The organism is Dactylosporangium sp. NPDC051484, assembly GCF_040689395.1.
Lineage (GTDB): Bacteria > Actinomycetota > Actinomycetes > Mycobacteriales > Micromonosporaceae > Dactylosporangium.
Window position 1 is genome coordinate 93,402 of the sequence record NZ_JBFAZX010000007.1, and the last position, 22,869, is coordinate 116,270.

Annotated in this window: 25 protein-coding genes and 1 pseudogene; 10 read left to right on the forward strand and 16 right to left on the reverse strand. The window is 72.7% G+C overall.

Annotated features, from left to right (window positions below; translation table 11 throughout):
* Positions 1-7 precede the first annotated feature (7 nt).
* From AB0367_RS15260 to AB0367_RS15275, 4 genes are all read right to left on the reverse strand, one after another.
* Complete coding sequence (locus tag AB0367_RS15260) at positions 8-1,891, reverse strand: glycoside hydrolase family 2 protein (protein ID WP_366226906.1); 1,884 nt, start codon at positions 1,889-1,891, stop codon at positions 8-10.
* Positions 1,888-2,430, reverse strand: a complete 543-nt coding sequence (locus tag AB0367_RS15265; RefSeq protein WP_366226907.1) for a hypothetical protein — start codon at positions 2,428-2,430, stop codon at positions 1,888-1,890. Before AB0367_RS15265 ends, AB0367_RS15260 begins: the two co-directional genes overlap by 4 nt.
* A gap of 63 nt (positions 2,431-2,493) precedes the next feature.
* Complete coding sequence (locus AB0367_RS15270; protein ID WP_366226908.1) at positions 2,494-3,321, reverse strand: ATP-grasp domain-containing protein; 828 nt, start codon at positions 3,319-3,321, stop codon at positions 2,494-2,496.
* 243 nt (positions 3,322-3,564) lie between these two features.
* Positions 3,565-6,006, reverse strand: a complete 2,442-nt coding sequence (locus AB0367_RS15275) for an FAD-dependent oxidoreductase (RefSeq protein WP_366226909.1) — start codon at positions 6,004-6,006, stop codon at positions 3,565-3,567.
* Between the two features lie 344 nt (positions 6,007-6,350).
* Here AB0367_RS15275 and AB0367_RS15280 point away from each other — a divergent pair, with 344 nt between their 5' ends.
* Entirely contained in the window at positions 6,351-6,644 is a 294-nt protein-coding gene (locus AB0367_RS15280) for a DUF4193 domain-containing protein (protein WP_366227120.1), read from the forward strand.
* On the opposite strand, the gene AB0367_RS15285 is transcribed toward AB0367_RS15280, so the two are convergent.
* From AB0367_RS15285 to AB0367_RS15295, 3 genes are all read right to left on the reverse strand, one after another.
* Positions 6,641-7,537, reverse strand: a complete 897-nt coding sequence (locus tag AB0367_RS15285; protein ID WP_366226910.1) for a ribonuclease Z — start codon at positions 7,535-7,537, stop codon at positions 6,641-6,643. The two genes, AB0367_RS15280 and AB0367_RS15285, sit on opposite strands and share 4 nt — an antisense overlap.
* Before the next feature lie 335 nt (positions 7,538-7,872).
* Positions 7,873-9,099 (reverse strand): phosphoglycerate dehydrogenase, encoded by a 1,227-nt coding sequence (serA, locus tag AB0367_RS15290; protein WP_366226911.1) that lies wholly within the window; start codon positions 9,097-9,099, stop codon positions 7,873-7,875.
* A 4-nt stretch (positions 9,100-9,103) separates the two neighbouring features.
* Positions 9,104-9,310: a hypothetical protein gene (locus AB0367_RS15295; RefSeq protein WP_366226912.1), complete on the reverse strand. Its 207-nt coding sequence runs from the start codon at positions 9,308-9,310 to the stop codon at positions 9,104-9,106.
* Between the two features lie 20 nt (positions 9,311-9,330).
* Between AB0367_RS15295 and AB0367_RS15300 the strand changes: the two genes are divergently transcribed.
* The 3 genes from AB0367_RS15300 to AB0367_RS15310 all read left to right on the forward strand — a co-directional run bounded on the left by AB0367_RS15300 (position 9,331) and on the right by AB0367_RS15310 (position 11,317).
* Complete coding sequence (locus tag AB0367_RS15300; protein WP_366226913.1) at positions 9,331-9,969, forward strand: hypothetical protein; 639 nt, start codon at positions 9,331-9,333, stop codon at positions 9,967-9,969.
* A gap of 133 nt (positions 9,970-10,102) precedes the next feature.
* On the forward strand, positions 10,103-10,633 hold the full coding sequence (locus AB0367_RS15305; protein ID WP_366226914.1) for a hypothetical protein: 531 nt from the start codon (positions 10,103-10,105) through the stop codon (positions 10,631-10,633).
* 9 nt (positions 10,634-10,642) lie between these two features.
* Positions 10,643-11,317 carry a GNAT family N-acetyltransferase gene (locus AB0367_RS15310; protein ID WP_366226915.1) on the forward strand — a complete coding sequence of 225 codons (675 nt, stop codon included), beginning with the start codon at positions 10,643-10,645 and terminating at the stop codon, positions 11,315-11,317.
* A gap of 54 nt (positions 11,318-11,371) precedes the next feature.
* On the opposite strand, the gene AB0367_RS15315 is transcribed toward AB0367_RS15310, so the two are convergent.
* The 3 genes and pseudogenes from AB0367_RS15315 to AB0367_RS15325 all read right to left on the reverse strand — a co-directional run.
* A complete protein-coding gene (locus AB0367_RS15315; RefSeq protein ID WP_366227131.1) occupies positions 11,372-11,575 on the reverse strand; it encodes a hypothetical protein in 204 nt (67 codons plus the stop codon).
* 7 nt (positions 11,576-11,582) lie between these two features.
* Positions 11,583-12,014 carry a hypothetical protein gene (locus AB0367_RS15320; protein ID WP_366227132.1) on the reverse strand — a complete coding sequence of 144 codons (432 nt, stop codon included), beginning with the start codon at positions 12,012-12,014 and terminating at the stop codon, positions 11,583-11,585.
* Between the two features lie 73 nt (positions 12,015-12,087).
* Positions 12,088-12,564: pseudogene (locus AB0367_RS15325) on the reverse strand (MFS transporter); the annotation flags it as partial.
* A gap of 86 nt (positions 12,565-12,650) precedes the next feature.
* Between AB0367_RS15325 and AB0367_RS15330 the strand changes: the two are divergent.
* A complete protein-coding gene (locus AB0367_RS15330; protein ID WP_366226916.1) occupies positions 12,651-13,592 on the forward strand; it encodes a phosphatase PAP2 family protein in 942 nt (313 codons plus the stop codon).
* Between the two features lie 18 nt (positions 13,593-13,610).
* On the opposite strand, the gene AB0367_RS15335 is transcribed toward AB0367_RS15330, so the two are convergent.
* Entirely contained in the window at positions 13,611-14,219 is a 609-nt protein-coding gene (locus AB0367_RS15335; RefSeq protein WP_366226917.1) for a helix-turn-helix domain-containing protein, read from the reverse strand.
* 65 nt (positions 14,220-14,284) lie between these two features.
* Between AB0367_RS15335 and AB0367_RS15340 the strand changes: the two genes are divergently transcribed.
* Complete coding sequence (locus AB0367_RS15340) at positions 14,285-15,238, forward strand: NADP-dependent oxidoreductase (RefSeq protein WP_366226918.1); 954 nt, start codon at positions 14,285-14,287, stop codon at positions 15,236-15,238.
* A gap of 48 nt (positions 15,239-15,286) precedes the next feature.
* Here AB0367_RS15340 and AB0367_RS15345 read toward each other — a convergent pair whose 3' ends face one another.
* Together AB0367_RS15345 and AB0367_RS15350 are read right to left on the reverse strand one after the other, a co-directional pair.
* Positions 15,287-16,336, reverse strand: coding sequence for a hypothetical protein (locus AB0367_RS15345; RefSeq protein WP_366226919.1), 1,050 nt, complete (start codon positions 16,334-16,336; stop codon positions 15,287-15,289).
* A gap of 123 nt (positions 16,337-16,459) precedes the next feature.
* Positions 16,460-17,371, reverse strand: a complete 912-nt coding sequence (locus AB0367_RS15350; protein WP_366226920.1) for a septum formation family protein — start codon at positions 17,369-17,371, stop codon at positions 16,460-16,462.
* Positions 17,372-17,427: 56 nt separating this feature from the next.
* Between AB0367_RS15350 and AB0367_RS15355 the strand changes: the two genes are divergently transcribed.
* From AB0367_RS15355 to AB0367_RS15370, 4 genes are all read left to right on the forward strand, one after another.
* Positions 17,428-17,595 carry a hypothetical protein gene (locus AB0367_RS15355; protein ID WP_366226921.1) on the forward strand — a complete coding sequence of 56 codons (168 nt, stop codon included), beginning with the start codon at positions 17,428-17,430 and terminating at the stop codon, positions 17,593-17,595.
* A complete protein-coding gene (locus AB0367_RS15360; RefSeq protein WP_366226922.1) occupies positions 17,595-18,296 on the forward strand; it encodes an HAD family hydrolase in 702 nt (233 codons plus the stop codon). Before AB0367_RS15355 ends, AB0367_RS15360 begins: the two co-directional genes overlap by 1 nt.
* Before the next feature lie 36 nt (positions 18,297-18,332).
* Positions 18,333-18,509: a hypothetical protein gene (locus AB0367_RS15365; RefSeq protein WP_366226923.1), complete on the forward strand. Its 177-nt coding sequence runs from the start codon at positions 18,333-18,335 to the stop codon at positions 18,507-18,509.
* An 86-nt stretch (positions 18,510-18,595) separates the two neighbouring features.
* A complete protein-coding gene (locus AB0367_RS15370) occupies positions 18,596-18,757 on the forward strand; it encodes a hypothetical protein (RefSeq protein ID WP_366226924.1) in 162 nt (53 codons plus the stop codon).
* Positions 18,758-18,980: 223 nt separating this feature from the next.
* On the opposite strand, the gene AB0367_RS15375 is transcribed toward AB0367_RS15370, so the two are convergent.
* The 3 genes from AB0367_RS15375 to AB0367_RS15385 are packed head-to-tail and all read right to left on the reverse strand — an operon-like array spanning position 18,981 to position 22,593.
* Positions 18,981-21,398, reverse strand: coding sequence for an ABC transporter permease (locus tag AB0367_RS15375; RefSeq protein ID WP_366226925.1), 2,418 nt, complete (start codon positions 21,396-21,398; stop codon positions 18,981-18,983).
* The gene (locus AB0367_RS15380) at positions 21,395-22,072 is read right to left on the reverse strand and encodes an ABC transporter ATP-binding protein (RefSeq protein WP_366226926.1); all 678 of its coding nucleotides are present in this window, start codon (positions 22,070-22,072) and stop codon (positions 21,395-21,397) included. The genes AB0367_RS15375 and AB0367_RS15380 overlap by 4 nt, the downstream gene beginning before the upstream one ends.
* Positions 22,069-22,593 (reverse strand): PadR family transcriptional regulator, encoded by a 525-nt coding sequence (locus AB0367_RS15385; RefSeq protein ID WP_366226927.1) that lies wholly within the window; start codon positions 22,591-22,593, stop codon positions 22,069-22,071. Before AB0367_RS15385 ends, AB0367_RS15380 begins: the two co-directional genes overlap by 4 nt.
* Positions 22,594-22,869: the final 276 nt, after the last annotated feature.

Below are 22,869 nucleotides of genomic sequence, written 5' to 3' on the forward strand. Positions count from 1 at the left end.
GCGGCCCCTATCGGATGACGAGGTCGTTCGCGCTGCGTAGCACCGGGGCCGACGACCACGCGGCCGGGTCGGCTTCGGTGGCGCCTCGCACGCGCAGCGTCACCGACTCGCCTGGCAGCAGGGTCACCAGCAGATCGTCCACGGTCGCAGCCGGGTCCAGGCGGTCCGGGAACACCGCCAGGTCGCGCACCAGTGTCCGGGCCGTGACCTCCAGCTCGACGCCGCCGTGGAGGTCACGGACCGGCCGCGCGACCACGTCGGTGACCGGGCGCGGGTAGGCCAGGTCGGCGTCCTCGGCGAAGAACCACACCGCGCGCCCGCCGTCTGCGTCTGCCACGATCAGCTCGGCCGTGGCGTTGTCCGGTGTCGCGACGTCAGGCGGTAGCGGCACCGTCACCGCGGACAGCGCCGGCACCCGCACGGTCAGCGTCACCTCGGCCCGCGCGCTGCCGTCGAACGACACCCGCCGCACCCGCAGCTCGGCCCGCCACGGCCCGGGGGTGTCGTTGACGGCGACGAGCGCGGGCGCGCCGTCGCGGGGCTGGATGGTGACGAGCCGTTCGGCGTAGGCGCGGCGCAGCGCGTACCACAGCGGCTTGCGCCGGCCGTCACCGTCGACCGCGGACCACGAGGTGACCGGCCAGTTGTCGTTGAGCTGCCACATGATGGTGCCCATGCACAGCGGCTTGAGCGAGCGGAAGTGCTCGATGCCGTAGGCGATCGCGCGGGCCTGGTTGAGCTGCGTGGCCCAGTGCCAGTCGTCGAAGGTGGCCGGGGCGGGGAAGTGCCCCCGCAGGCCGCGGATGAGCTTGTCGTTGCCGCCGGTGGCCTTCTGGTGGTGCAGCACGCCGGGGGAGTCAGGGGTGAGTGGATCGTCGGCGACGGCGCGGCGAAGCGTGGCGTATGCCGGGGGCGCCTGGAAGCCGAACTCCGCGACGAACCGGGGCCGGTACGTGCCGTAGTGGCGGTAGTCGTGGGTGTTCCACACGTCCCAGATGTGCGTCGTGCCGTGCGCCGGGTCGTTCGGGTGCAGGGCTCGGCCAGAGAAATCGACACCGCCGGAGTACGGGCTGCCGGGCCAGTACGGCCGGGTCGGGTCCAGCTCGCCGACGATCCGGGGCAGCACGTCCAGGTAGTAGCCCTCGCCCCAGGTGCGCCCGGCCAGCTCCTCCCGCCAGCCCCAGTCGTGGTAGCCCCAGATGTTCTCGTTGTTGCCGACCCACATGACCAGGCTGGGGTGCGGCATGAGCCGGGCGACCTGCTCGCGAGCCTCGGCGGCGACCTCGGTGGCGAGGGGCTCCTCCTCGGGGTAGGCGGCGCAGGCGAAGGGGAAGTCCTGGCCGACGAGCACGCCGAGCTCGTCGGCCAGGTCGTAGAGGTCGTCGCTCTCGTATCTCCCGCCGCCCCAGACGCGCAGGTAGTTGACGCCGGCGGCGACGGCCTGGCCGATGCGGTCGGCGTAGCGGTCACGACCGACGCGGGTGATGAACGCGTCGTCGGGGATCCAGTTGACCCCGCGCACGAACACCGCGGTGCCGTTGACCTTGAGCACGAACCGGCTGCCGTCCTCGTCGCGCCCGGTGTCCAGCTCCACGCTGCGGAACCCGATCATCCGCCGCCACGTGTCCAGCGCCGTCCCGTCGGCGGCGCGCAGGGTGGCCTCGATCTCGTAGCGGTGCGGGTCGCCGTATCCGCGCGGCCACCACCGCCGCACCCCGGGCACCTCGATCACCACGGTGGCCCGGGTCGCGCCCGCCGGCACGCCGACGGTCGCCTCGCGGCCGCCGACGACGGCGGTGAACGTCACCGGTGCGTCGGTGGCGCGCTCGAGCACGATCCGCAGCTCGACCCGGCCGGTTTCCCCGGCGGTGTCGTCCCCGGAGACGGTCACGACGGGCCGGACCTCGGCCAGTCGCGCCCGCGACCAGGCGTGCAGCCCGATCGGCCGCCAGATTCCCGCCGTGACGACGGTCGGTCGAAGTTGGCCGCCATCTTCCGGATGTACTGAAACGGTTCGTCGTACGCGTTCGGCCGCGCCCCGAGCTCGTCCCGGACGCGCTGCGCGTACCCGTACGCCGAGTCGAACCGCACGGCGAGCTCGTTTCCGGCCGGGCGCAGCAGCGCCGTCACGTCGAAGCGATAGCCCCGGTGCATGTTCGCCGTCCGCCCGACCTCGACGCCGTTGAGCACGACGGTCGCGACCGTGTCGAGCCCGTCGGCGACGAGGTCGACCCGGTCACCGCCGAGCCCGTCCGCGTCGAACGTCGTCTCGTATCGCCACGCGGTGCGCCCGATCCAGTGCAGCCGCGTCTCGTTGTCGTCGAGGAACGGGTCCGGGATGGCCCCGGCGGCGAGCAGGTCGGTGTGCACGCATCCCGGCACGGTGGCGGGGAACTCCCGCCCGGCGACGGCCTCAGCGGCAGGCTCCATGGCACGGACTGTCCAGCCGCTGTGCAGGGGACGCAGAACATGCATGCGTCACGTGTACCACGCTCAGGCGCCGAGTGCCGGGGCCGGCTGCCAGCGCCAGCGCGGGTCGCAGTCGGGGTCGTTGGCCGCGAGCACGGCGTGCAGCACGCCGTCGGGGTCGCAGCTGTACAGCCCGGAGCTCCACACGTTGTTGACTTCGAGGACCGCGAACTGCCCCGAGTCGGTGCGCCCCACGTCGATCACGGCCGTCGGGGGCACGTCCTCGGCGGGCAGGTCGGCGAGCATCAGCGCGACGAAGGCCGCCGCCTCGTCGTGCCACGACGCGCGGTGCATGCGCAGCGAGGGGCTCCACTCCTCGCCCTCCACCACATACGGCGACCACGCCATCGGCTGGCGGCCCATGGTGAACACGCGATACTCCGAGGCGAGGTCGAGCCAGTGATCCATGATGATCAGCGTGCTGTCCGCGGGCAGCCTGGCGGTGCGCAGCCGGTTGCGCAGGTCGTCGGCGTTTCGCACCCAGGCGGCGGAGAACGCGGGATGCTTCTCCTCGGCGAGCTTGGCCACCGCCGGGCGCGGCCCGACGACGTCCGGCGCCTCGCCGACGCTGACGAGCTGGATGTCGCGGCCGGTGACGTCCTTGGGCAGGGCGGCGAACCACGACGGGGACGCGCCGAAGAGGCGGATGTCGGCGCCGCCCGCGATCAGCGTGGTGAGGTATCCGCCGGCGGCCCGCCAGGCCACGCGGTCGGCGGAGTGCAGCCCGGTCACCTCGGCCGGGTCGCCCGGCAGTTGCACCACCGGCAGGCCGATGCGGTGGGCGGCGTGCGTCAGCGCCGCGCTCGCCTGGGGGGAGCGCACGCGCATTGCCAGGGTTCGGAACTGACGCACCCTCATATCCTGCCAGCGAGCTTCCTCAGTGTCGTTGGCGGAGCCCGTAGACGGCACATCGCCCTGGGTCAGCGTTCACCGAGGGTAATCGGGAGGACACCTTAGAGGGCATTAACGTCCACCAAAAGTCACAAATCGTGCACGGTGTGTCCTTGGCCACCGATGTTTCCGCAGACTGATGGCAAGTCTGACGAATCCGGCGCAACGGATGAATGCCGCGCACGGGCACGCGACCCGCCGCGGTCAAAGCCGCACGCGCTCGCCGGACGGGTCGTACAGGGGGCGCAGGGAGGCGCGCGCCGGGTACGTCGCGCCGGCGATCTCCACGGTCAGCTCGCCGGCGTCCAGCCAAGCCTGGTCGAGCGGGTCGTCGCCGGCGTCGAGCATGGCCAGGCCGACCGCGCCGCCGAGCGTGTGCCCGTAGGAGGCGGCCCGGACGTATCCCACGTCCCGGCCGTCGCGGCGCACGACCTCGCCGTGGAACATCAGCGCCTTCGGGTCGGTGACCAGCACCTGGACCAGCCGCCGGGTGAGCGGGCCGCGGGCGCGGCGGGCCAGCACCGCCTCGCGGCCGATGAAGTGCTCTTTGTCCAGCGCGACGGCGAAGCCCAGCCCGGCCTCGAGGACGTCGTCGGTGTTGTCGATGTCGTGGCCGTAGTCGCGGTACCCCTTCTCCATGCGCAGGCTGGCGAGCGCCTTGAGCCCGGCGTGGCGCAGCCCGTGCTCCAGGGTCCGTGCGCCGGCGGTGATGAGGCGGTCGTACACGTGCACGGCCTGGTCGGCGGGGACGTAGAGCTCGTAGCCCAGCTCGCCGACGTAGGTGATGCGCAGGCACAGCGCCCGGGCGTAGCCGATCTCGATCTCCGCGGCGCCGCGGAACGGCAGCGTGATCTCGGCCCCGGCCGCGGCCGACAGCACCGCCCGCGACCGTGGGCCCTGAAGGTTGATCTGCGCCCAGCCGGAGGTGGCGTCGGTGACGAAGGCGTGGCGCCGGGGAGTGCGGCCGAGGTGCCGGCGCAGCCGGGTCAGCACGTGCCGGTGCGCGGTGTCGGAGGCGACGACCCAGAACCGGTCCTCGTCGAGCTGGGTGACGGTCAGGTCGGCCTCGATCGTGCCGCCCTCGTTGAGCCACTGCGTGTAGGTGACCCGCCGCGGGGTGCACACGCGGTTGGCGGACAGCTCCTCCAGCACCGCCCCGGCCTCGCGCCCCTGTACCAGGAACTTGGCCATGAACGACATGTCCATGAGGATCGCGTCCTCGCGGGCCGCCCGGTGCTCCGCCGCCCAGGTGCCGAACCAGTCCGGCTTTCCCCACGAGGGAGTGAAACGACCGGAGAAGTCGTAGAAATCGGGCATCTCCCAGCCCGACACGTCCCGCCGGTACGGCCGCAGCGGCTCCAGGCGATCGTGCAGCGGTGAGCGGCGCGCGTCTCGGGCTGAGGTGAGGGCCTTGCCCGGGTAGTGCGCGGCGTAGACCTGCCCGAGCGCCTCGACCGTCCGCGCGGCGCGGTAGTCCCGGTTGCGCTGGTACGGCTGCAGCCGGTCGATGTGCATCCCGGTCACGTCGACGTCGGGCCGCCCCTCGGCGATCCACGCGGCGAGGGCCCGGCCGATCCCGCCCCCGGTCAGGATGCCGATCGAGTTCATGCCCGCCGCCACGAAGTAGTTGCGCAGTTCCGGCGACTCCCCGAAGATCGGCGCCAGGTCGGGGGTGAAGCTCTCCGGCCCGCAGAAGAAGGTGCGCACGCCCGCGGTCGCGGTCACCGGGATGCGGGCCATCGCCGCCTCCAGGTAGGGCGCCATGCGGTCCCAGTCGGGCGGGAGCGTGCCGAAGGAGAAGCTCTCGGGCACCCGGTCGACGCTCCACGGCGCCGCCGCGCCCTCGAACAGCCCGACCATGAGGCCGCCGGTCTCCTCGCGGAAGTACCCGTAGGCGCCGGGGTCCTCCAGCACCGGCAGGTCGGCGCTCACCCCGTCGATCGGCTCGGTGATGAGGTAGTAGTGCTCGGCGGCCTGCAGCGGGATGCTGACCCCGGCCTCCTCGCCCAGCTGGCGGGCCCACATGCCGGCGCAGTTGACGACGACCTCCGCCTCGACGTCGCCGAACGGTGTGCGCACGCCGGTGACCGTGTCCCCGCGACGCAGGGTGCCGGTCACCGGTACCCCCTCAAGGATCTTGGCGCCCCGCAGCCGGGCTCCCTTGGCGAGGGACATCGTCACGTCCACGGGGTTGGCCCGCCCGTCCTCGGCGACGTAGAAGCCGGCCAGCACGTCGTCGGTGCGGGCCAGGGGGAAGAGGTCGCGCACCTCGGCCGGGGAGATCTCGTGCACGTCGACGCCGAGGTGCCGGTTGAACGCGGCCACCCGGCGGTACTCCTCCAGGCGCCCCTCGTCGGTGGCCAGCTCGATGAAGCCGCACTGCCGCAGGCCGGTGGACAGGCCGGTCTCGGCCTCAAGGCCCGCGTACAGGTCGCGGGTGTACTGGCGCAGCCGGGTCGAGGTCTCCGACAGCGAGCCGAACGTGACGATCAGCCCGGCCGCGTGCCACGTGGTCCCGGCCGTGAGCCGGTCCCGCTCCAGCAGCAGTACGTCGCGGACGCCCATCTTCGCCAGGTGGTACGCGACGGAGGTGCCGATGACACCGCCGCCAACCACCACGACGTGGGCCCGTTCGGGGAGGTTCATGCGCAGCACTGTAGTGCGCCGGGCGCCTGCCGGCTGCCACCGCGGCGTTCGGCCGATCGGCCACCTGGCCGTGCCGGGCAGTGGCTGACCTGCCGCGCCGGTAGGGTGATCCGGGAACATGTCCGCCGAGAATGGCAAAAGTCCGCGCATGGGCGACCCGGCGAGGTAGCCTCGTTGGCGCTGCCGCTGTTGATATGTCCACAGTGGACCGAATCGGGCCGGATCCGCGTGATCCGGCGTGAGCCGGGACACACCCGCATTCATTCATGTCGGTCGGGAACACATCCGAGGCCGGCGGCGTTCGTTACACAACCAAGTCACCAAGAGAGGTGAACGCCATGGCCATCAGCACCGACTACGACGCGCCACGCCACCCGGTCAGCAGCGATCTCGCAGAGGACAGCCTCGAAGAGCTCACCGCACGCCGGGCCGCGGGCCAGTCGTCATCGGTCGACGTCGACGACAGCGAGGCGGGCTTCGAGCTACCGGGCGCTGAGCTGCCCGACGAAGAACTGACCGTCCCCGTCGTCCCCATGCGCGGCGATGAGTTCCGCTGCTCCAGCTGCTTCCTCGTGCACCACCGCAGCCAGCTGGCCAGGGAGCGCAACGGCGCGCCGATCTGCACCGAATGTGACTAGCCGCGGATCTTGACCCTGGTCAGGTCCTCGGCCACGACAACCTCGCCGTCGAAGACCGCTTCCGCCTCCCGCCGGAAGCGCGACGGGTCGTCGTAGCGCTGCGAGAAGTGGGTGAGCACGAGTGTGCCCACACCGCATTCCGCGGCCACCCGCGCCGCCTGCCCGGCGGTCAGGTGCCCATGCGCGACGGCCGGTCCCTCGTCCTCGGCCAGGTAGGTGGACTCGATCACCAGCACGTCCGCTCCGTCGGCCAGCCGCCCGACGCCGTCGCAGAGCCGCGTGTCCATCACGAATGCGAATCTCCGTCCCCTGCGGGGCTCGCTCACGTCCTCCAGCCGCACCCCCTTCAGCTCCCCGGCACGCTGCAGTGTGGCGATGTCGGGGCCGGCGATGCCGCGCTCACGCAGCCGGTCGGGCAGCATGCGCCGGCTGTCGTGCTCGACGAGCCGATAGCCGTACGTCTGCATGCCGTGATCGAGCCGGTGCGCCTCGATCCGGAACTTCGGGGTCTGCGCGATGGTGCCATCCGCTTCGACCGGGTTCTTGGTGATGATCGCGCGGTCATGGAAGGGTGCGGCGTTGCGGAGGCGGTCGAAGTACTCCTCGCCACCCGCCGGGAAGTAGGCCTGCACGTCGTGCGGCGAGTTGTCCAGGGAGATCCGCTGGATCACGCCCGGCAGGCCCAGGCAGTGGTCGCCGTGGAAGTGCGTGATGCAGATCCGGGTGATGTCACTGGCCGCGACCCCGGCGTGGACCATCTGCCGCTGCGTGCCCTCGCCCGGGTCGAACAGGATGCCCTCGCCGTCCCACGACAGGAAGTAGCCGTTGTGGTTTCGCGACCGGGTCGGCACCTGGCTGGCGGTGCCCAGCACGACGAGCTCTCGAAGCGACACCCCGGCGACTGTACCGGCGGGCTCCTGGTCGCGCGCGTCGATATCGGCGCCACCGGGGCGGCGCCGATATCGACGAAGATCAGCAGGCGTTGAGCATGCTCTGCAGCCGAATTGACCTGGTGTTGCTGAAGCCGGATGAACTGGCGATGACCACCGTGTCGCGGCCATGGCAGCGCACGCCGGTCGGCCGTACCGTTCGGCTTCGGACAAACAAAAAGCTGGACCAAACACGGCCGGACGAAGAAAGCGGCCGGCGGCCTGCCCGTGCGGTCGGGCGAGGCCGCCGGCCGGGAGCCGGGACCGTTCGGCGGCCGCGCGGGGCGCGGCCGGGGGCGTCAGGAGAGCACGCGCAGGTGGACGGTGGTGGCCATGTCGGCCAGCTGGGTCAGGATCTCCTGCGGGTAGTTGACCGCGATGTCGGTCAGCAGGTAGCCGAACTCGCCGCGGGTGGCCAGGATCTGGCCCTCCACGTTGACCTTGTGGCTGGCGAGGACGCTGTTGACGTCGGCGAGCACGCCCGGCACGTTGTGGTGCAGCAGCGCGATGCGGTGGGTGTCCGGGGCCTGCTGCAGGTTGAGCGAGGGCAGGTTGACGCTGAGCGTCGTGGAGCCCTCCGAGATGTACTTGTGCAGCTTCTCGGCGACGAACGAGCCGATGTCGGACTGCGCCTCCTCGGTCGACCCGCCGATGTGCGGGGTGAGGATCACGTTGGGCAGGCCGCGCAGGGCCGACACGAACTCGTCGCCCTTCGCCTTCGGCTCCTTCGGGAACACGTCCACGGCGGCGCCGGCGAGGTGCCCGTTGTCGAGGTGGCGGCGCAGCGCGTCGTGATCGATCACGAAGCCGCGGCTGAGGTTGAGGAAGATGCTGCGCGGGCGCATCCTGGCGAACTGCTCCTCGCCGAAGAACCCGCTGTTGCCCGGGCGCCCGTCCACGTGCAGCGTGACGATGTCAGCGACCTCGAGCAGCTCGTCGAGGGAGTTGCAGCGCACGGCGTTGCCCAGCGCCAGCTTCTCGGAGGTGTCGTAGAAATACACCCGCAGGCCGAGATTCTCGGCGAGGACCGACAGCTGCGTGCCGATGTTGCCGTAACCGACGATGCCGATCGACCGGCCGCGGATCTCGTGGGAGCCCTCGGCGTCCTTGTTCCACACGCCGTTGTGCATGTCGGCGTTCTTCTCGGTCAGCCGCCGGGTGAGTGCGATGATCTCGGCGATCGCGAGCTCCACCACGCTGCGGGTGTTGGAGAACGGCGCGTTGAACACGGCGATGCCGGTCTCCGCCGCGACGCGCAGGTCGATCTGGTCGGTGCCGATGCAGAACGCGCCGATGGCACGCAGCTGCGGCGCGGAGGCCAGCACGTTGGCGGTGACCTGGGTCTTGGACCGGATGCCCAGCAGGTGAACCCCGTTGAGCCTCGCGACCAGCTCGTCCTCGTCGAGCGCACGACCGACGGTATCCACCTCGTATCCCTCGGAGCGCAGCCGCTCGACCGCGATCGGGTGGATGTTTTCGAGGAAGAGGACCCGAACCGGGTCGGCCTGGGAAGTCTGTGGCTGCACATCCCTACCCTATGTGACCTCCGGTGTCACTGGTACGTGAGCCACGACTCGTCCCGTCCTGTGCGATCGCGTGCCGCTGGCGCAGCCGGTCGCGGATCTCCTCGGGCGTGTATGCCCGCCGCCGCCGCTCCGCCCGCGCGACCAGCACGCCTGTGGCCGCCACGCCGACGACACCGGCCAGCCCCACGACCTTCCACCACTTGATTCGCATGAGGCCCTAGGGTAGTACCGGTGATGGTCGATCTCGACGAGGCCGTGCGGATGACGCGCACCGGTGACCTGTGGGTGTTTCGCGGCCGAACGACCGCCGACCGCGCCATCCAGACGCTGACCAACAGCCCGGTCAACCACGTCGGCATGGCCGTCGTCCTCGACGACATGCCGCCGCTCATGTGGCACGCCGAGCTCGGGCGGTCGCTGCCGGACATGTGGACGGGCACCCACCAGCGCGGCGTCCAGCTGCACGACCTGCGCGACGCGGTGCTGGTCTGGGGCCGCCGCTACGGCCAGCGCGCCTGGCTGCGCCAGCTGTTCCCGGAGGCCGGCGCGGCGATGCAGGACGCGGTCCTGCGCACGATCGCCCGCCTGGACGGCACCCCGTTCCCGTCGACCGCCCGGCTGGCCGGCCGCTGGTTCAGCGGCCGGGTTCGAGGCCGCCTGCCACGGCTGCGCGAGCCGGCCTCCGGCACCCTGGAGACGGCCTACTGCGCCGAGGTGGTCGCCGTGACGTACGAGGACATGGGCCTGCTCGCCAGGGGTAAGCGGGCGAACTGGTACGACCCGGGGAAGTTCTGGAGCGGCGACGACCTGCGGCTGCTCGGCGGGGCCACCATCGGCGAGGAGATCGCCGTCGCACTGCCCGCCGCATGAGGCCGCCCGGGCCGGCTCGCCAGGGCCGGGAGGCCGCCGCCGCGTGGCAGTGCGCTGATCCCCATAAGTCGTTGCGCAACTCTGGCCGTTCGGAGGTGCGCAGTCTGCGAACGGACCGGGGTAATTTTCTCGCGTGACCGAGCAGTCCCACCAACCCCTCGACCACCTGGATCGGCCGGCGCCCGACCCCGAAGCCACGCAGCCCTTACCGCCCCCGCCGCCTCGGCTCCACCCGGTCCACCGCCCGCCCGTGGCCCTCATCGCGGGCCTCGCGGCCGGGGTCGTCATCGCCGGGGCCGTGCTCGCGGTCCTCCTCGGGCGGATCGGCCCGGACCCCGACCCCGCCAAGCCGCCGCGGTGGTTCTCCTCGCCGCAGGCGCTGGTGGACTACCTCGACCGGCGCGGCCTGTCCTGCGACGGCTACGAAGCCGTCGACGACACGCAAAACGCCGTCGGCCGAGGCCACTGCGTCGCCGCCGGGCAACCGGTCGACGTCGGGGTGTACGCCGGGCACAGCGACGTCGAGGCCCAGTGGGCCGCCCAGGCCGGCAGCCGTGAACCGCTGTTCATGGCTCTGGGCGAGAACTGGGCCGTGGACGGCCCGGCCGACTGGACCAGGCGCGTCGCCGAGGTCATGAACGCTCAGTACCGAGCGCGACCCTAGGATGCACGAGTGCTCGATCGATTCCTTCGTGCCTGGCTCGGAAGCTGGCCGTCCCCGGGAGGTCTCGTTGTCGTCGGCAGCCCGCTGCGGGAGAGGCCACGGTGGGACGGCGGGGAGCAGCGAGCGCTCGGTGTGACCGACGCGGCCGGCAACGGCGTGCTGTCCGTGCCGCCCGCCGCCCGCGACGCCGTCGCGCGGCTCGTCGCCGGGGCCGCCCCGGGCGAGCTGGAGGCGGCGCTCGGCGCGGCGCTGCCCGCCCTCGTCGGCCGGCCCGGGCAGCACTGCTTCACCGGCGTGTTCCGCTGGAGCGAGGCGCCGGCGGACCTGCCGGACTCGGGGGAGTGGGAGCCGTCGGAGGGGTCCGGCCTGCCCGACTGGCTGCGGCCGTTCCCCGGCGAGGTGCTCGTCGCGCGGGAGCCGGGCACGGGGGAGTATCTGGCCGGCGTCGGACTCAAGCCGCACGACGCGACCGGGATCGAGATCTCCGTCGGTACCCAGGAGCGCGCCCGGGGGCGGGGGCTGGCCCGGCGACTGGTGGCCCGGGCGGCACGGCGGATCGCGGACGCCGGTGCGGTACCGATATATCTGCACGACCCGGCGAACACCGCGAGCGCCCGCGTGGCCGCCGCGTCCGGCTTCCCCGATCTCGGCTGGAAGGTCCACGCCCTCGCGGAGAACGCGTGACGGCAGCGGGCCCGGCCCGCCAGCCTGCCACCGCGCGACCGGCGGGGTGGCGGATCAGCGTGCCCGCAGCTCTCGCCGGCTGACCGCCAGGTATACGCGGTGATCGCGGTGGTCGATGCGCTCGACCGTGTTCACGTCCACCTTGAGCAGCGCGCCGTCGTCGCCGGCGACCAGCACCTGCCGGCCGTCGTACGTCCTGCGGTCGATCGCGCCGACCTCGCCGTCGGTCGCCTCGACGGTGTAGCCGACGAGCACCATGAGCCTCCTAAGCCACATCTGGGTCTGGTTCCTCCCGTATCTTCCCGGTCGGCTGGAGAATCATGCCAGATGCCGCGATCAGCCCGAGCAGCATCATGGCGATCGCGCTCAGCAGCAGCGTGTGCCCGGCGCCGAAGGCGGTCACGAGCGGCCCGCCGATCGCCGCACCGAGCGGCACCGCGATCACCGTGACGGAGCCGAACGCGGCCAGCACCTGTGGCAGCCGATCCGGCGGGGTGGTGCGCTGGAACAGCGCCATCACCGTGGACAGGTACGGCGCCCAGCACAGGCCCGCGACCGCGAACGCCGGCAGCGACACGATGGCCGGAGCGCCCAGCCCGAGCGGGAGCATCGCGGCGCCGAACGCGACCACGATGCCGGTCATCGCCGGCCACAGGGGCAGGCGGCGCAGCAACGCGCTGCCCAGGCCGCCGGCCACGGCGCCGCTCCAGCGCGATCACCACCGCCGCGTTCGTCCAGCCGATGAGCAGCCCGGCCAGCGGCGGCCCGGCGATCGTGGCGAACTCGCCGATCGCGGTGAGCACCCCGTTGGCGGCCAGGTGGTGCTCGCGCGGCAGCAGCTCGGCGACCAGCGTGTAACGCCCCGCCGATCCCCACGCCGCCAGCAGCGAGGACACCGCCAGCAGTGCGACGTAGAGCCACGCGTGCAGCGCCCCGGCCGCGTACACGACCGCGATCGCGCCCAGCGCCGCCGCCCGCAGGGTCGCGTTCCAGCCGGCCAGCTGCGCCCCGCCGCGGCCGCGCAGGTATCGGCCGAGCAGCACGCCGCCGAGCGCCGATGGCAGCGAATACGCGGCAACCGCGGCCGCCACCCATGCGCCGCGCGCGCCGTCCGGCGCCAGCTGCAGCGCCAGCCACGAGACCGCGACGATGGACATGCCGTCGCCGAGCGCGCTGACCGCCAGCCCCGGCAGGATGCGACGCAACACCGGGTGACGCAGGACCGGTCGATACGGTGTGGAGAGCATAGCCACCACTCGATCTCATGCGGTACCGTGAAGACAAGAAGCATCGCGGTGAGCGCAATTCGCGGCGGTGAGCTATGTTGCCTGCCATGCGTGGGTGGCCCATCGGGCTGGCATTGTGGCTTCTCTTCGTGACCGCCCTGGAGGCGGCCGGTGCCGTCGCGGTCTGGCGGTTCTTCGTCGGCACCGAGCACGGCCAGCGGCTGGACTATGTCGCGATCACCGGCAACAGCATCGGCCGGGCCCACGTCGAGACCCTGGTCCATGACACCCTCAACGGCATCTCCGCGGTGTCGCTGACCGCCGCGACGATCGTGATCGGCTTCATCGCGCTGGCCCGCCGCCGGGTCGCGCTGGCCGCCGGCGCGGTCCTGCTCATCGGCGGCGCGAACGTGACCACCCAGGTGCTCAAAGCCCTCATCCACCGCCCCGAGCTGGGCATCGACGCGCAGCGCGCCGCGGCCGGCAACAGCCTGCCGAGCGGCCACGCCACCGTCGCCGCCTCGGTGGCCGTGGCCCTGGTCCTGGTGCTGCCCGCGAAGGCCCGCGGCCCGGCCGCCCTTCTCGGCGCCGTCTTCGCGGCCCTGGCCGGCGTGGCCACCCTCTCCGCGGGCTGGCACCGCCCCAGCGACGCCGTGGCCGCCCTGCTCGTCGTCGGCGCCTGGGCCGCGGCCGCGAGCCTCTTCATCGTGATCGCCCAGCGCCGCCACGGCGGCGTGAGCTACGGTTCGCCGAACACCTACACCACCGTCTTCCTGACCGTGGTCGCGCTGGGCCTGCTGGCCGGCGCCGCCCTCTGCATGCGCCTCACCGACGACGTCATCACGCGGTCCGTCCACGACCTGAGCCGCGGCCACCTCTTCGTCGCCTACGCGGGTGGCGCCCTCGGCATCGCCGGCATCGCCGCCGCGGTGGTGGCCGCGGTCCTGCTGACGGTCCACCGCGTCGTCCCTCGCCTGGTCCCGCCCGGCGACGCCGATGCCGATGCGAACGACGACGAGCCGACCACGCAGGTGATCCTCCCGGTCTGAGCACCTACGTCTGATTCGTCAGACGTTCGTCTCCGGGAGCAGGTCCGGCGCCGGATGCGGGAGCGGGTGGGCGCCCTGTGGCCGCAGGCCGTCGAAGATGATCGCCAGATAGCGGCGCCACAGGTCGGGCGGGGCACCCGGCGCGTAGCCGGCGACGTAGTTCGGTGCGCACATGAGCAGGAAGAGGTCCGTGCCCGTGATGTCGTCGCGGACGGCGCCGTGGTCGCGGGCGCGATCGACCAGCGCGTCGATGGTCGCCCGCAGCCGGTCCTGCACCTGCGACACCTGCGTGTTGGCGGAGCTCGCGCCGTGCAGGAACGACAGGTCACGCTCCTGCCGCTGCTCCGCGGCCACTTCGAGGAACTTCAGCAGCGCCTCGCCCGGGTCGCCGGCCCCCAGCAGGTGATCGCCGGTCTCGATCAACACCTCGACGCGATCGAGCACGATCGCCGCGATCAGGTCCTCCTTCGTCGCGAAGTGGCGGAACACGGTGCCCTTGCCGATGCCCGCGCGCCGGGCGATGTCGGCGATCGATGCCTCGAGACCGCGCTCGGCGAACTCGTCGGCGGCGGCCGCCAGCAGCAGGCGACGATTGCGCGCGGCGTCGGCGCGCAGCGGTCGGGTCACGCGCGCCAGCCTACCAAGTTGACCGCCCGGTCCGCTTTCGCTAACGTGACCGCATGGTCCGCTTCATGCGAGCAGTAGTAGCCCATCGATACGGCCCGCCGGAGGAATACGAGATAGCCGAGGTTGCGGTGCCCGAGCCCGGACCCGGGCAGATCCAGGTGCGCGTCGCCGCAGTGTCGATCAACCCGGTCGACGTCCGGCTGCCCGCCGGGGACTTCCGCGAGAGCGTCGACCTGCCGTTTCCGCATGTGCCGGGCAACGACTTCGCGGGCACGGTGAGCGCGGTCGGCGAGGGCGTCACCGGATACGCGGTGGGGGAGGAGATATTCGGCTTCGCCGCGCCCCGCGCGATCCGCCACATGGGCAGCTCGTCGGTGAGCACCGGCGCACTCGCGGAATACGCGGTGTTCGAGGCCGGCACGCCGTTCCTCGCGCGAAGGCCGGCCGCGCTCGACGTCGAGCAGGCGGCGGCCCTGCCCACCGTGGGGCTCGCGGTCCGGTCCATCCTGGCCTCCGCCGAGGTCAAGCCAGAGACCAGGGTCCTGGTCGTCGGCGCCACAGGAGGAGTCGGTACCGCGTTGCTGCCCGTCCTCGCCACGGCCGGCGCCCACGTCGTGGCGACCGCGCGCGAGGCCGACGCCGATCTGGTGCGCTCGTTGGGCGCCTCCGAGGTCGTCGGATACGACGACTATCCCGACGGCATCGACCTGGCGCTCAATCTGGTGCTGCCCGGCGACCGGCTCGAGCGGCTGGTCGCGGCGGTGCGGCCGGGAGGACGCCTGCTGACGATCACGTTCCCGCCACCGGCGCCCCGCGACGAGGTCGACGTGCGACTGGTGCTCGACATGCAGGGGCGGTTCGGCGGCATGGCCGAGGTCGCGGCGGACGCGGTCGCGGGGAAGCTGCGGGCACGGATCGCCGCGCGATACGAGTTCGACGACGCCGTGCGGGCGCTGTCCGACTTCGCCACGCGGCACAAGACCGGGAAGCTGGTGGTGCGGGTGCGCTCCCGGCCGTGACCACCGTCGCCGACGCCCTCGTCGGCCTGGTTGTCCGCGACGGTGGCTTTAACGAAGGTCGACTGATTTCCACGCCGTGGGGTTGGCGGGGCGGTCGGCCCACCAGACGACGCCGGCTCGGGCGGTGATCACGCCGATGTCGGTGCCGAGCCGGCGGATGGCGCCGGCGTCGATGTCGTAGGCGACCAGGTGGACCGTCGCGCCCTGAGCCTCGGTGAAGATCTCATAGCGCCCGGCGAGCGCGTTGTCGATGGTGACGGCGGTCAGCGCACCGGGGACGCGTCGGCGTGCGGTGCCGTCGGGACGCATGACGTCGTAGATGTGCCGGTCGCCGGGCTGGACCATGGAGCGGCACCACGCCGGGGTGCAGACGACGGACTCGGCGGCGGCGCGGGTGATGATGCGCTGCTCGCCGGTCTGCGGGTTCGCGAGCACGAGCGGCGCCTGGTCGTCGACGCTGAGCAACCACGGCCAGGCGGTGTGCCGGAACCGGCCCTCGAACGAGGCGGTGGTAACCCGGCCGCCGGTGAGTGCGACGCTGCGCAGCTCGGTGCGGGCCCCGTCGTCAGGCGGGGCGGCGACCCAGTGCAGGCGGCCGTCGGCGACGACGAGGTCGTATTCGGAGTCGAAGAACACCACGGCCCCGGTGTCGGCGGTGAGGGACGCCGGTGCGGCGGAGCCGTCCAGCGGCACGCGCCACACACGCGTCTCGTAGGTGCCGTCGGGATTGGCGGCCGACTCGGCCCAGTAGAGCACGCCGTCCGTCGCGGTGAAGCCGAGGAACTGGGCGAACCGGTCCCTGGGGACGCGGCGCAATTCGCGGTCGCCGCCGCGGTCGCGCAGGATGAGCCGGTCCGCCGAGCCGTCCGGCGTGGGAGCGGCGCCGACGGAGACGGCCGCGGCGGCGTAGAACAGCGGCGTGTATTCGGCGCCGTCGGGCAGCCGCGCGGAGAACACCGCGGGCGCGGGCGGGGAGGCGGTGGCGGCGGCCGGTGTCGCCGACGGCGGGGTGTCGGGCGCCGACTCGACCGCGGCCAGCAGCCAACCGCCGGCGGCGAGCGCGACGGCTAGGGCGATCAGCGGCCGGGCCTTCTTCACCGGGGCAACCTAGCCGGAGTTGAACACCATTTCCAACTCTGCCGTGCCGCACCGGATCGCTGCGGGCGGCGCCACTGCGGCCGACCCCGCCTGCGGCAGGCGATCATCGCGTACGCCTGACGCTCAGACCGGCAGCGGCCCGGTGCCGATCCCCTTCAGCGACCCGCGGACCGGGTGGGTGCTCGCCACGACGGCGTAGCAGATGCTGACGTGCTCGCCGGCCAGCCACTCGGTCTCGTCGTCCAGGTGGGTGAACTCCACCTTCACGTCGCCGCGGCGGCGCAGCGCCGGCTCGGACAGGCCGAACAGCCCGGCGACGGCCTCCACACAGCGGGGGAGGACGTAGTCCTGCTGGGCCGCCCAGCTCGGGTACGGGCCGGGCGGCAGCCCGATGGCGCCGGCGAACTCGGCGTCGTGCGGGGCGGCGCAGTCGATGCGCCGCTGGGCGCCGGCGCGCTTGTAGAAACCTTGTGCGTCCGTCTCGACGCCGGTGCGTTTCGCGCACCGCCGGACGACGGGCGAGGTGCCGGCCGCCAGTGCGCCCTTCAGGCTGCCGGTGCGCTCCACGGCCGGGGTGTACGCATTGGTCGATTCGCCCTCGACGAGCCCGCACACGTATGTCCGGGCGCCGCCCGCCCATGCCGCGGTGGAGGGCCGGCCGATGTGGACGAACAGCCAGCCGGTGTGCCAGTCCGCGCCGGTGTACTCGCTGGCGGCCTTCCCGCAGTCGGCGTACGCGGACTGCATCGCCTTGCTGCCCCACCCGGGCGGCGAGATGTCGTCCGGGAACCGGCCGGTCTTGACCACCTCGAGTTTGTGCGGCGTGGCGCAGTCCACCTCGGTCGTCACCGGGTCGCCCTCGTCGCCGTACACCACTTTGCCGCTCGCGGTGAGGCACGACCCGGCCGCTGGCACCGGCTCGGACGGTGCCGGCTGGGCTGCCCAGCCGTTGGTGAGATCACCATCGGTACCGCTGGGTGTCGAACATCCAGCGAGCAGCGCCGCGATGGCGGCGAGAAAAGCGATGTGACGCACGAGCGCACTGTAGATCAACATCCGGCGTCGCGCCGTCCCTGGATACGCTGCCTGGCATGCTGACCCTGCAGTGGCACCGCCCGCACTGTGAGTGCGAGCCCGCGACGATCCTGGCCGCCCTGGAGCGCGTCGACGAGCGCTTCGGCGGCGCCGGGCCATATCCGCGCGCGCACGACCTGACCGACGCCCAGCTGCACGCCCTGCGCACCCGGCCGCGCGCCTGATGCGGGCGGTCGTCTTCGACTTCTTCGGCACGCTGACCGATCCGGGCGTCGAGGCGGGCCGCCGGGGCGCGGTGGCCGTCACCGCCGCCGCGCTCGGCGTGCCCGCGGACCCGTTCTGGCGGACGATGCGCGAGACGTTCACCGAGCGCATAACCGGCGTGTACGGCGATACGCGCGGCATGCTGCGCGCGATGGCCGGGCGCTGCGGGACCGAGCCGACCGCCGCGCAGCTCGACGCGGCCGTCGAGGCCCATCACGCCGGCGCGGTAGCGCTGTGGCGCCCGCGCCCCGGTGTCCTGGACGTCCTCGCCGGGCTGCGCGTCCGGGGCCTGCGCCTCGGGGTGCTCAGCGACTGCGGCGCCGAGCTGTGCCAGGGCTGGCCCGGCACCGTCTACGCCCCCTACATCGACGCCACGGTCTTCTCCTGGCAGGAGGGCGCCCGCAAGCCGGACCAGCGCCTGTACGCCACCGCGGCGCGGCGCCTGGGCGTCGACGCGGCCGAGTGCTGGTACGTCGGCGACGGCGGCAGCCGCGAGCACCAGGGCGCCCTCGCCGCGGGCATGCGACCCGTCCTCGTCACGAACGCCGGCTACCCGGGCGCCGCCCGCCACCGCGACGACCCCGACCCGTTCATCCCGCCCGCCACGATCGAGGACCTCCCCGAGTTGTACGCCATGACGGCCCAGGGCGCCGCAACGTGAGCGTTCGCCGGGTCGGCGCGGGCGGCGGCCGGTGTCGTGGATTCGCCCGGCGGCGAGCCCGGCTTCTGGTCGCCGGCCGAGGCCGGGCTGATCCGCGCCGAGGGACTGCGGGTCGTCGCGGCGATCGAGGCCGGCCGGTTTCCGTTCGACGGCACCTGGTGGGGCTTACGGCCGGATCCGGCTTGGCCGCGGCTGCCCGCGGATCCGCTGTAGCCGTTTCGGCCTCGGCCACGGCCCAGCGGAGTTAGGTTAGTGGTAGATACACCAATTTCTTCCACGACGCAAGGTCAACAAGGTCAATGACGCTGAAAAAGACAATGACGTGGGCCGCCGGCGTCTTCATCGTGTGGTTCGTGGCGTTCCGCCCGGAATCCGCGGCGAAGGTCGTCCAGGGTATCGGCACGATGATCGGCCAGGTCGGCACCGGGTTCGGCGATTTCTTCACCCGCGTGATCGGCTAGACATTTCGTTTTCTCACGGTGGCGGTTCCGGCGGATCCGGGCGCGATGTGCCCGGATCCACCGGCGCGTTCGTGCGTACCGGCGACGGGACGCACGCCGAGTCGGCCCGCCGCATCGCGGACTGGGCCAGGAGCCGGATCCGTTGCGGATGCGGGCCAGGCGCCCGCGTGCCCGGCCCGCCGCGGAGACGGTGGGCCGAGCAAGCGACCTGACGGCGCCGGGCCTACTCGAAGCGCAACCCGTCCGGGCGCATCAGCCGGAACAGCGGCGGCAGGCTGGCCGCGGTCACCAGCAGCACCACGCCGGCGGCGATGGCGCTGACCACGCCCACGCCCGGCCAGTCGAGGAGGAGATCGGCCGCGACGACGCGCAGCAGCACGGCGCCGAGGGTCAGGCCCAGCGCGGCCGCCACGACCAGGCCCAGCACGACCGGCACGGCGGTCTGCCACAGGATCGACAGCGCGATCGTGCGCCGTCGGGTGCCGAACGCCACCAGCGACGCGAGGGTCCGGCGCCGCTCCCGCAGCTGCTCCAGGGTGCCGACCAGCAGGCTCAGGCCGACCAGGAGGAGGACCACCGTCGCGCCGGCGAACAGGCCGCGGCGGATGCTCGCGAACGTGTCGTCGACGATGCGCCACCGCAGGATGCTCACGGAGGTGGTGAGCCCGAGGCCCATGGCGGCGTTGCGCAGGTGATCCGCGGCGTCCGGGTTCGCCTGGTCGAGGCCGATGTAGCTGTAGATGCGCTGGTCGGCCCTGACCGGCGGGGCCGCGCCGGGGGTGAGCAGCAGGCCTTGGTGGTCCATCCCGTACGCGTCGCGGCGCTCGCGGGCGGTTTGCAGATGCTGCGGCACGGTCCAGCGCTGGCCGTCGCGCTCGGGGTCGAAGCCGCCGAGGATCACCGTGCGCCCCGCGGTGCCGGTTGCGTCCTGGTTGCCGGGCCGCGTGAACGAGGCCGGGTCGACCGCGAACGCGTCGCCTTCGACGCAGCCGGGCAGGTCGGCGAGCCGGCGCAGGGTCTCGCAGTCGGCGACGACGATCTCGAACGAATTGGTGTCGGGCGCGTCCTCGACCCTTGCCCTGTCCTGCCGATACGAATACAGGCCGGTCACGCCGGGGGTCGTGCGCAGCACGGTGCCGACGTCGGCGGTGCCGCGCGCCGCGGCCTGCGGCGAGATGGTCACGGCCGTCACCGCCTGGACCTGGTTGACGTCCTGCTCGCTGTCCCTCGTGCTGCTGGCCTCGGCCGTGGCGAAGAGCATCTGCAGGGCGATCGTGCCGGCCGCGGCGACCGCGATGGCGTTCACGGCCCGCAGCGCGCTGTCGGAGGACAGCTGCAGCCTGCGCACCGCGAGCTGCCACGACACCGCGCCGCCGGCCCCGAGGCGGGCGACGAGCCGATCGAACAGCCACGGCAGCAGGGCGGCGACGCCGAGCAGCAGCAGGACGACACCGCCCGCGGCCTGCCAGACGTTGAGGCGCTGCACCCGTTCGCCGATGAGCGGGACCAGCAGGCCCAGGCCGGCCAGCGGCAGCAGGATCCGCCACCAGATCCGCCGCCGGGTGCGCGAGACGGCCCTGCGCACCACGCCGAGCGGCTCGACGACGACCCGGCGCAGGGCCAGCAGCGTCATGGCCAGCGCGGCCAGCGGCACGGCGACGACGATCAGCGCGGCCAGGGCGGCCGAGGGGCGGATGTCCGAGGCGAACACGCTGGTCCTGGACAGGCTGAGCCGCTCGGCGAACTGCCGGCCGACGAGGAAGAACCCGACGCCGAGCAGCACCCCGAGCGCGGCGCTGACGACCGCCTCGCCGGCGGCGACGCGGCGGGTCATCCACGTGTCGGCGCCGACGAGCCGGACCGCGGCGAGCCGCCGGTCGCGCTGCTCGCCGCCGAAGCGGGTGGCCGCCGCGACGAACATGGCTACCGGCATCAGCAGCGCCACGAAGATGACCACGACGAGCAGCAGCAGAACAGGGTGGAGCGGATCGCTCGTGCGGTGCGAGCCATACGAGGCCACCCGCATCACGCTGTGCTGGCCGTCGGCGAGGTCGCCGCGGGTGCCGTAGAAATACAGCTCGCTGGGCCCCGAGAGGCCCTCCTTGGCGATGGTGCCGGCGATCGGCTGCGGGAATCGCTGGTGCAGCAGGGCACCCTCTGGCGCGGCGAGCAGGTCGCGCAGCGCCGGGGAGACCAGGATCGTGCCGTCCGGCGGCAGCGCGGAGACCCCCGGCGGCAGCACCGGGTGCGAGCCCTCGGCGCGCAGGAACCGGCCGCTGACCAGGCGGTCGCGATACTCGCTGGTGATCGGCAGCGACAGGACGGTCGCGTCGCTCTTCGGCGGCGAATCCGCGAAGTGCACGCTGCGGGCGTCGGTGCGGGTGTGCTGGCCGTCGAGGATGCCGGGGACGGACACCGCGAGGAGCAGGACCGCCACGCCGAGCCCGACGCCGAGCGCGGTCAGCCCGGTGCGCAGCAGTCCCTCCCGGCCGCCGCTGAGCGCCAGCCGGGCGCCGAGCCCGATCTCGGCGAGCCAGCGCCGCAGGGCGCCGGGGCGCCCGTGCGATCGCGGTGGCTCGGCTGAGGGCCGGGCTGGGGGGCCGGTGTCCCGCGTCGCGGAGCCGGCCGGGAGCGCGGTCATCGGGCGCGCTCCAGGTCCAGCGCGCGGCCGTCGCGGACCACGACCTCGCGGTCGGAGTAGGCGGCGACCCGCGGCTCGTGCGTGACCAGGACGACGGCGGCGCCGCTGTCGCGGGCCGCGGTGGTGAACAGCCGCATGACGCGCTCGCCGTTGAGTGAGTCGAGCGCCCCCGTCGGCTCGTCGGCGAACACCACCCGCGCCCCGGTCACCAGCGCCCGGGCGACCGCGACCCGCTGGCCCTGGCCGCCGGAGACCTCGCCGGGCCGCTTGCCCGCCACGTCGTCGATCTCCAGCCGGGCCAGCCACTCGGCGGCGCGCCGCTCGGCGTCGCGGCGGCGCACGCCGTCCAGCCGCAGCGGCAGCGCGACATTCTCCAGGCAGGTCAGCTCGGGCACCAGCTGCCCGAACTGGAACACGAACCCGAACTCGCCGCGGCGCAGCGCGCTGCGCCGCACGTCGGAGAGGGCGGACAGCTCCTGGCCGCGATACACCACCCGGCCCGAGTCCGGCGTGATGATCCCGGCCAGGCAGTGCAGCAGCGTGGACTTGCCCGAGCCCGAGGGCCCCATCACGGCCACGATCTCGCCGGCCGCGACCGACATCGACGCGCCGGCCAGCGCCGGTGTCGCCCCGAACGACTTGTGCAGATCCTCGGCGAACAACAGCGCGGTCATCGGCGCACCAGCCCGGCGAGCTCGTCGAGGCGGGCCGCGGTGAGCTCCAGCCAGCGCAGGTCGGCCTCCAGGTGGAACAGCGCGTGGTCGCAGATGAGCTGGTCGGACAGGTCGCCGCTGACCTTGCGCCGGGTCAGCTCGCGCATCATGCGCAGGTGCTCGGCGCGCTGGACGTCCAGCACCTCGGCGGCCGGGCGGCCGGTGGACAGGGCGAGCACGACCTTCATGTAGAGGGTGCTCTGCAGGTAGGGCTCGGGCTTCTCCGGCTGTGCGAGCCAGCGCTCGACGTCGGCGACTCCCGCGTCGGTGATCGCATAGCGCTTGCGGTCGGGCCCCTCGCCCGGCTCGACGCTGTCGACGGTGACCAGGCCGTGCTTGAGCAGGCGGGACAGGGTCGCGTAGACCTGCCCGTAGGCGAGCGGGCGATCGGCGCCGAAGCGCTCGTCATAGGCCCGCTTCAGGTCGTAGCCGTGGCGCGGTCGGGCTTCGAGCAGCCCCAGGAACGCTTGAGCGATGGACATGCCGGCCACTCTACTCGACAGGTATACATGCTGTGTATACCTGTCGCGTATACGGCTTGGACGGTGGCCCTCCGCGGCTCGGGCCTCCTCGGTGGTCTCGGCCTGATGCATGCCTTATGCAGGCATATGCGCGTCCCGCAGTACCAAATGAACTCCTGCAGTTGTAGGAGTTTTTGTGCCAAACAGTGGCGTCTTGTGTGGGACAGGTCACATTGGCGGCTTTTGGCCCTTTTCCGGCGGCTTGTCGACCGCTAGGTTCCTCGGGACGCGCCGCAA

Excerpts from the sequence above, each read along its gene's own strand:
- AB0367_RS15265 (WP_366226907.1), bottom strand. The coding sequence starts at position 2,430 with ATGGAGCCTGCCGCTGAGGCCGTCGCCGGGCGGGAGTTCCCCGCCACC.
- AB0367_RS15275 (WP_366226909.1), bottom strand. The coding sequence starts at position 6,006 with ATGAACCTCCCCGAACGGGCCCACGTCGTGGTGGTTGGCGGCGGTGTC.
- AB0367_RS15295 (WP_366226912.1), bottom strand. The coding sequence starts at position 9,310 with ATGCGAATCAAGTGGTGGAAGGTCGTGGGGCTGGCCGGTGTCGTCGGC.
- AB0367_RS15315 (WP_366227131.1), bottom strand. The coding sequence starts at position 11,575 with ATGGTGCTCGTCGGCTACACCGTCGAGGCGACCGACGGCGAGGTCGGC.
- AB0367_RS15330 (WP_366226916.1), top strand. The coding sequence starts at position 12,651 with ATGCGTGGGTGGCCCATCGGGCTGGCATTGTGGCTTCTCTTCGTGACC.
- AB0367_RS15340 (WP_366226918.1), top strand. The coding sequence starts at position 14,285 with ATGCGAGCAGTAGTAGCCCATCGATACGGCCCGCCGGAGGAATACGAG.
- AB0367_RS15355 (WP_366226921.1), top strand. The coding sequence starts at position 17,428 with ATGCTGACCCTGCAGTGGCACCGCCCGCACTGTGAGTGCGAGCCCGCG.
- AB0367_RS15360 (WP_366226922.1), top strand. The coding sequence starts at position 17,595 with ATGCGGGCGGTCGTCTTCGACTTCTTCGGCACGCTGACCGATCCGGGC.
- AB0367_RS15370 (WP_366226924.1), top strand. The coding sequence starts at position 18,596 with ATGACGCTGAAAAAGACAATGACGTGGGCCGCCGGCGTCTTCATCGTG.
- AB0367_RS15375 (WP_366226925.1), bottom strand. The coding sequence starts at position 21,398 with ATGACCGCGCTCCCGGCCGGCTCCGCGACGCGGGACACCGGCCCCCCA.
- AB0367_RS15380 (WP_366226926.1), bottom strand. The coding sequence starts at position 22,072 with ATGACCGCGCTGTTGTTCGCCGAGGATCTGCACAAGTCGTTCGGGGCG.
- AB0367_RS15385 (WP_366226927.1), bottom strand. The coding sequence starts at position 22,593 with ATGTCCATCGCTCAAGCGTTCCTGGGGCTGCTCGAAGCCCGACCGCGC.